Raw genomic sequence first — 6,215 nt, 5'->3', positions numbered from 1 at the left:
GGGGGGCGGGGGGCCGGGGCCCCCCCGCCCCGGGGGGGCCCCCCCCCCCGCCCGGGCGGGGCCGACGAGGGAGCGCTCGGTGATCCGCGCGGCTCCCAGGATTCCGATGCGCAGAGGTTTCGGGCCGGACCGGTTCATGACCGCCGTACCTCCTCGATGGTGACGGGACGGTGCTCGTGCAGGGACAGTGTGCACGCCTCGGCGACCCAGCCGGCCTCCAGGGCGTCCGCGATCGTGCACGGCGAGGGCCGGGTACCGGCCACGACCTCGGTGAACGCGGTCAGTTCGGCGCGGTAGGCGGCCGCGAAGCGGTCCATGAAGAAGCCGTGGGGAGGACCGGCCGGGAACGTCGCGCCCGGCTCCACCGACCGCAGCGGCAGCCTGTCCTCCAGGCCCACCGCGATGGAGTCGGTGAAGCCGTGGAGCTCCATGCGGACGTCGTGGCCCCGGGCGTTGTGGCGGCTGTTGGAGACCACCGCGAGGGTGCCGTCGTCCAGCGTGAGGACCGCGCCGGTGGTGTCGGCGTCGCCCGCCTCCCTGATGTAGTCGGCGCCCCGGTTGCCGCCGGCCGCGTACACCTCGGTCACCTCGCGGCCGGTCACCCAGCGGATGATGTCGAAGTCGTGCACCGCACAGTCCCGGAAGATGCCCCCGGACGCGGGGATGTACGCGGCCGGCGGCGGCGCCGGGTCGAGCGTGGTCGAGCGCACGGTGTGCAGCGTGCCCAGCTCCCCGCTCCGTACGGCGTCCCGCGCGGCGGCGAAACCGGCGTCGAAACGGCGGTTGAAGCCGATCTGGACCGGCACGTCACGGCCTCCGACGGCCTTCAGCACCTCCACCCCCTCGGCCATGGTGCGGGCCACGGGCTTCTCGCAGAAGACGGGCACGCCCGCCTCCACGCAGGCCAGGATCAGTGCCGGGTGGGCGTCGGTGGCGGCGGCGACGACCACGCCGTCCACCCCGGCCGCGAGCAGTGCCTCGGGGGAGTCCGCGACCTCGGCGCCGAACCGCTCGGCGGCGGCCTTCGCGGCGTCCGTGAACGGGTCGGAGACGACGAGGGACCCGACGGCCCCGAGCCCCGACAGGGTCTCGGCGTGGAAGGCGCCGATGCGGCCGAGACCGAGGATTCCGATACGCATGGAAGCGTGCTCCTTGGGTGCGTGGTGCGTGGTGGTGCGTACGGTCGGGGGCGGGGTGTCGGTTTCAGCTCTCGCGTCGTCTGGCGCCGGCCCGCAGTTCGCCGCGCAGCGTCCGCGCGGTCCATCCCTCGCGCAGCGCCCGTCGTACGACATCGGCCTGCGAGGGCGGGGCCAGCCCCTCGACCGGCGGGTCGCTGTCGAGGTTGGTGGGGAAGGGATAGCCCTCGGCGCTCGCCGCGATCACGTTCTCCAGCCACCGCTCGCCGGCGCCCTCGGCCTTGCGCTTGAGCAGCACCGGGTAGACGGCGCCCGTCACGGCCTCCCGGTCCACCGTCTCCATCGCCCGGCCGAACGCCGAGGACACCTGGAGCAGATTGGCCATGCGCCGGATGTCCGCCGAGCGGTTGGCGCCGGCGGCGTGGAACAGCGCCGGGTTGAAGAACACCGCGTCGCCCTTGGCGAGCGGCAGCTGGACGTGGTGCTCGTCGAAGCAGGCCCGGAACTCCGGGAGCCGCCAGGCGAGGTAGCCGGGCTCGAACTTCTGCGAGTGCGGCAGGTACAGCGTGGGCCCGGACTCCACGGGCATGTCGCAGTGCGCCACCGCGCCCTGGAGGGTGAGCACGGGGGAGAGGCGGTGCACGTGCGCCGGGTAGGCGGAGGCGGCCTCGCCGGAGAGGAAGCCGAGGTGGTAGTCGCGGTGCGCGGTCTGCGCCGCGCCGCCCGGGTTGACCACGTTGACCTGGGAGGTGACCTGGTACCCGGGGCCGAGCCAGGCCGCGCAGACCAGCGCGATCATCTCGTTGCCGTAGTAGTCGGCGAAGGCCTCGGGGTCGTACAGGGCCGCCTTCTCCAGGGCGTTCCACACCCGGTCGTTGGCGCCCGGCCTGGCGAAGTGGTCACCGGCGCCGCCGCCCGAGGCGCGCTGCTCGGCGATCAGGGCGTCGAACACGGCGGTGGTCCGGTCCACCACGGCCGGGTCGGCGAAGGCCCCGCGGACCACCACGATGCCGGGTCCGTCCGCGAACGCGCGCACCAGCTCGGCCTGGACGGCACGGCGGTCGGCGAGGGCGATCCGGTCGGCGTCGTACAGCAGCACGTTCCGCTCGACGCCACTGGCGTGCGGGTAGGCGGCGGCCTCGGTCGGCTGCCCGACCAGTGCGCGGAAGGCGTCCAGGTCGCAGTCCCGCTCGGACAGCCAGGCGGGCGGCGCGGGGGTCTGGACGGAGGAGGATGCGGACATGAGGTCGTCCCTTCGGGGCACGGAGCGACGCGGGTGATGTCATTCTTGTCAGCACAAACCCCTCGAACAACCAGCAGGAAGCCATCAAAAACCCCTCAGGAGCCGATGTGGGCCACCCCTTCCCGATCCGGGAAATCGCACGTCAGGCCGGGCTGAGCGAGGCCACGGTGGACCGGGTCCTCAACGGCCGGGGCGGAGTGCGGGAGAGCACCGCGCGGGAGGTGCGCCGGGCGATCGCCGACCTCGACCGGCAGCGCACCCAGGTCCGGCTGGTCGGCCGGACGTTCATGGTGGACATCGTGATGCAGTCGCCGGAGCGGTTCTCCACCGCCGTCCGCGCCGCCCTGGAGGCCGAACTGCCCTCCCTGCACCCGGCGGTGGTCCGCTCCCGCTTCCACTTCCGTGAGACGGGCCCGGCGGGGGAACTGGTCGCGCTCCTCGACCGGATCGGCCGGCGCGGCTCCCAGGGCGTGCTCCTCAAGGCACCCGACGTCCCCGAGGTCACCGCCGCCGTCGGCCGGCTCGCGGCGGCCGGCGTCCCGGTGGTGACCCTGGTGACGGACCTGCCCGCGAGCGCCCGGATCGGCCACGTCGGCAGTGACAACCGCGCGGCGGGCGCGACCGCCGCCCATCTCGTGGGACAGTGGCTGGGCGACCGGCCCGGCCATGTGCTCACCAGCCTCTCCAGCGGCTTCTTCCGCAACGAGGAGGAGCGCGAGATGGGCTTCCGCGCCGTCATGCGCGTCCGGCACCCCGGGCGGCGCCTCGTCGAGATCACCGAGGGACAGGGGCTGGACGCCACCCAGTACGACCTGGTCCGGGCCGCGCTGGAACGGGATCCGGAGATCCGCGCGGTCTACTCGATCGGCGGCGGCAACATCGCCACCCTGCGGGCCTTCGAGGACGCCGGACGCGAGTGCGCCGTGTTCGTCGCGCACGACCTCGACCACGACAACACCCGGCTGCTGCGCGAGCACCGGCTGTCCGCCGTGCTCCACCACGATCTGCGGCACGACCTGCGCGAGGCCTGCCACCTGGTGATGCGCGCCCACGGCGCCCTGCCGCCCGCGGGACCCACCCTCCCCTCCGCCGTCCAGGTCGTCACCCCCTACAACATGCCGTCCCCGACGTCGACGGGGTGACGGCCGGGCGTGTAACCGCGTGCCGCGGGCCGGGTCTGCCTACCGTCGTGCGCATGAGGAATCCGACCCCGGAAGGCGGGCCCGAGCGGCTGGTCGCCCTCGCCGACGGCGTGTTCGCCATCGCCATCACCCTGCTGGTCCTGGACATCTCCGTGCCGCAGGGACTGGACTCCGAGGGGTTCCACCAGGCCCTGAGCGACACGGTGCCCAATCTGGGCGCCTACGGGATCAGCCTGGCGGTGCTGGGCGGCTTCTGGCGCGACCACCGGGCGATCTTCCGCACGGTCCGGCAGGTGGACGGGCAGGTGATCTCGCTGACCGTGCTCGGTCTGGGCCTCGCGGCCCTGCTGCCCTTCCCGACCGCGCTGGTCTCCGAGTACGGCGACGAACGCGCCTCGGTGATCATCTACGCGGTGGCGGTGGCCTCGCTCGGCGCCGTCCACCTGGCGCTGGCCGCCCTCGTCGCCCGGCGCCCCCGGCTGCGCGGCGGAGCCGAGCCCGTGCGGGACGAGCGGCTCTACGCCGTCGACCTGGGGGCGACGGTGGTGGTGTTCCTGGTGACCGTCCCGCTCGCCCTGGCCGTCGGGCCCGCCGCCATGTGGTGGTGGCTGGTGCTGGTACCGGTCAAGGTGTGGCTGGGCCGGCGCGAGAACGCCCGGGCGGGGTGACGGCTCCTTCCTCGCCGCGGACCCCTTCCGCGCCCACGGAGCGGAGCCGCACATCGGCACGGCCCCGCGCCCCCGCGGGGGCGCGGGGGACTGTGCACGGGGGTCCGGGGACGGGGAGGGGCGGCGGGGGCGGGGAGATGTCAGAGCGCCACCCAGGCCCCGCTCTCCGCCGACCGCGCCATCGCGTCCAGCGCCACCGCACTGTGCACCGCGTCCGCGAGCACCGCCCCGTACGGAACCCCCTCCGCGACGGAGCGCAGGAACCGGTACGCCTCGATCACCTTCAGGTCGTCGTAGCCCATGGCGTTCGCCGCCCCCGGCTGGAACGCCCCGAACTCCCCGTGCCCCGGGCCGACGTGGACCGTGCTGACGGGCTGGTCCTGGTAGCCGGTCCCCCGGCTGACACCGAGTTCGTTCATCCGCCGGAAGTCCCAGAACACCGCCCCCCGCGTGCCGTGCACCTCGAAGCCGTAGTTGTTCTGCTCGCCGACCGACACCCGGCAGGCCTCCAGCACCCCGCGCGCACCGGAGGCGAACCGCAGCAGACAGCTGACGTAGTCCTCGTTCTCCACCGGGCCGAGTTCGCCGCCGGCCGCGCGGGAGTGGCCGGCCGTGGCGCCTGCCGGCCGGGCCCGCTCGGGCAGGAAGACCGCCGTGTCCGCGGTCAGCGAGGCGATGTCGCCGAGCAGGAAACGGGCCAGGTCCACGCCGTGCGAGGCCAGGTCGCCGAGCACCCCGCTGCCCCCGCGCTTCCGCTCGTAGCGCCACGTCAACGCGGACTCGGGATGAGCCGCGTAGTCGCTGAAGAGCCGGACGCGGACATGGGTGACGGTGCCGATGTCACCGGAGGCGATCAGCGCGCGGGCGGCCTCCACGGCGGGCGCGTTGCGGTAGTTGAAGCCGACCGTCCCCTGGACCCCGGCCTCGGCGACCGCGTCCGCGACCGCGCGGGCGTCGTCCGCGTTCAGGCCCACCGGCTTCTCGATCCAGAGGTGCTTGCCGGCCTCGGCCATCGCCACACCGATCTCGCGGTGCAGGAAGTTCGGGGCGGTGATGCTGACGGCCCGCACCCGGGGGTCGGCGGCCACCTCCCGCCAGTCGCGGGTGGCCGAGGCGAACCCGAACCGCGCGGCGGCCTCCTCGGCCCGGCCCGGCACCTCCTCGGCGACCGTGACCAGCTCGGGCCGGAGGGCGAGCTGCGGATAGTGGTGCCGCACGCGTGCGTACGCCTGGGTGTGCACCCGCCCCATCCAGCCGAATCCGACGACGGCGACCCCCAGCGCGTCCACCATGAAAGCCTCTCTCCGGCCCGGTCCGTGTCCTGTCCGCTCACCCTCTGCGGGGGCTCGGCGTCCTGTCAACCTTTTGACAGGACAAAGAACGCTCCGAGAGCGGTGCCCGCGATCCGGCGAACGACATTGTCGATGGTCTCGTTCGGCCGGATCAACGTTCGACAGGCACGTGCTCAGAGGGGGGCGACCATGCCGGACCAAGCCCGTCCGGGTACCGGGGAGCAGGCCGGACGGCTTGCGCCCGGGCAGCTGCGGGAGGCGATCCCGCGCGGCGGGACGGCGCCGGCGCAGCGGCTGGTGGAGAACGGAACTCGCCGAGCAGTTCGGTGTGACCCGGGCCGGCGTCCGGGCCGCGCTGATCGGGCTGGAGTCCCAGGGGCTCGTGGAGCGGATCCGCGACCGCGGTTCACGGGTGCGGGTGGTGACCGTGGAGGAAGCGGCCGCCGTCACCGACGCGCAGGTCACCGCGCACGCGGCGGACTTCGCGCGGCGGGCGGCGCCATCGCCCCGGCAGCCTCCCGCGGGGAGACGGCCGCCGCCGGCCGAGCCCGGCGCCCCGGTGTCCCGATGAGGTACTGTTGACCTGCGTGATCACGCGGTTCACCGCGCGCATCGCACCGGGACGTGGCGCAGCTTGGTAGCGCACTTGACTGGGGGTCAAGGGGTCGCAGGTTCAAATCCTGTCGTCCCGACGTGTGACGTCGCAGGGGCCGGTCTCGCAGCAACCGCGAGAC

General features: G+C 74.0%; 5 protein-coding genes, 1 tRNA gene and 1 pseudogene. 4 read left to right on the top strand and 3 right to left on the bottom strand.

The genetic code is table 11. The features are described from left to right. Nucleotides 1–134 precede the first annotated feature (134 nt). Both ABTY20_RS21195 and ABTY20_RS21190 read right to left on the bottom strand, forming a co-directional pair. Nucleotides 135–1,139: a Gfo/Idh/MocA family protein gene (locus ABTY20_RS21195; protein WP_351998564.1), complete on the bottom strand. Its 1,005-nt coding sequence runs from the start codon at nucleotides 1,137–1,139 to the stop codon at nucleotides 135–137. Between the two features lie 64 nt (nucleotides 1,140–1,203). After that, on the bottom strand, nucleotides 1,204–2,379 hold the full coding sequence (locus tag ABTY20_RS21190; protein WP_351998563.1) for a phytanoyl-CoA dioxygenase family protein: 1,176 nt from the start codon (nucleotides 2,377–2,379) through the stop codon (nucleotides 1,204–1,206). 107 nt (nucleotides 2,380–2,486) lie between these two features. On the opposite strand from ABTY20_RS21190, the gene ABTY20_RS21185 reads away from it, so the two are divergent. Next, a complete protein-coding gene (locus ABTY20_RS21185) occupies nucleotides 2,487–3,521 on the top strand; it encodes a LacI family DNA-binding transcriptional regulator (RefSeq protein ID WP_351998562.1) in 1,035 nt (344 codons plus the stop codon). Between the two features lie 53 nt (nucleotides 3,522–3,574). Then, the gene (locus tag ABTY20_RS21180; RefSeq protein WP_351998561.1) at nucleotides 3,575–4,189 is read left to right on the top strand and encodes a TMEM175 family protein; all 615 of its coding nucleotides are present in this window, start codon (nucleotides 3,575–3,577) and stop codon (nucleotides 4,187–4,189) included. Between the two features lie 140 nt (nucleotides 4,190–4,329). Here ABTY20_RS21180 and ABTY20_RS21175 read toward each other — a convergent pair whose 3' ends face one another. Beyond that, nucleotides 4,330–5,481 carry a Gfo/Idh/MocA family protein gene (locus ABTY20_RS21175; RefSeq protein ID WP_351998560.1) on the bottom strand — a complete coding sequence of 384 codons (1,152 nt, stop codon included), beginning with the start codon at nucleotides 5,479–5,481 and terminating at the stop codon, nucleotides 4,330–4,332. A gap of 189 nt (nucleotides 5,482–5,670) precedes the next feature. Here ABTY20_RS21175 and ABTY20_RS21170 point away from each other — a divergent pair. Both ABTY20_RS21170 and ABTY20_RS21165 read left to right on the top strand, forming a co-directional pair. Further along, nucleotides 5,671–5,977, top strand: a pseudogene (locus tag ABTY20_RS21170) (GntR family transcriptional regulator); the annotation flags it as partial. A gap of 122 nt (nucleotides 5,978–6,099) precedes the next feature. Next, nucleotides 6,100–6,173, top strand: a tRNA-Pro gene (locus tag ABTY20_RS21165). Nucleotides 6,174–6,215 lie beyond the last annotated feature (42 nt).

The sequence above is a fragment of the Streptomyces sp. NPDC126497 genome, from assembly GCF_040302425.1.
Taxonomy (GTDB): Bacteria; Actinomycetota; Actinomycetes; order Streptomycetales; family Streptomycetaceae; genus Streptomyces.
This window is presented reverse-complemented; position numbering and strand designations above follow the sequence as displayed.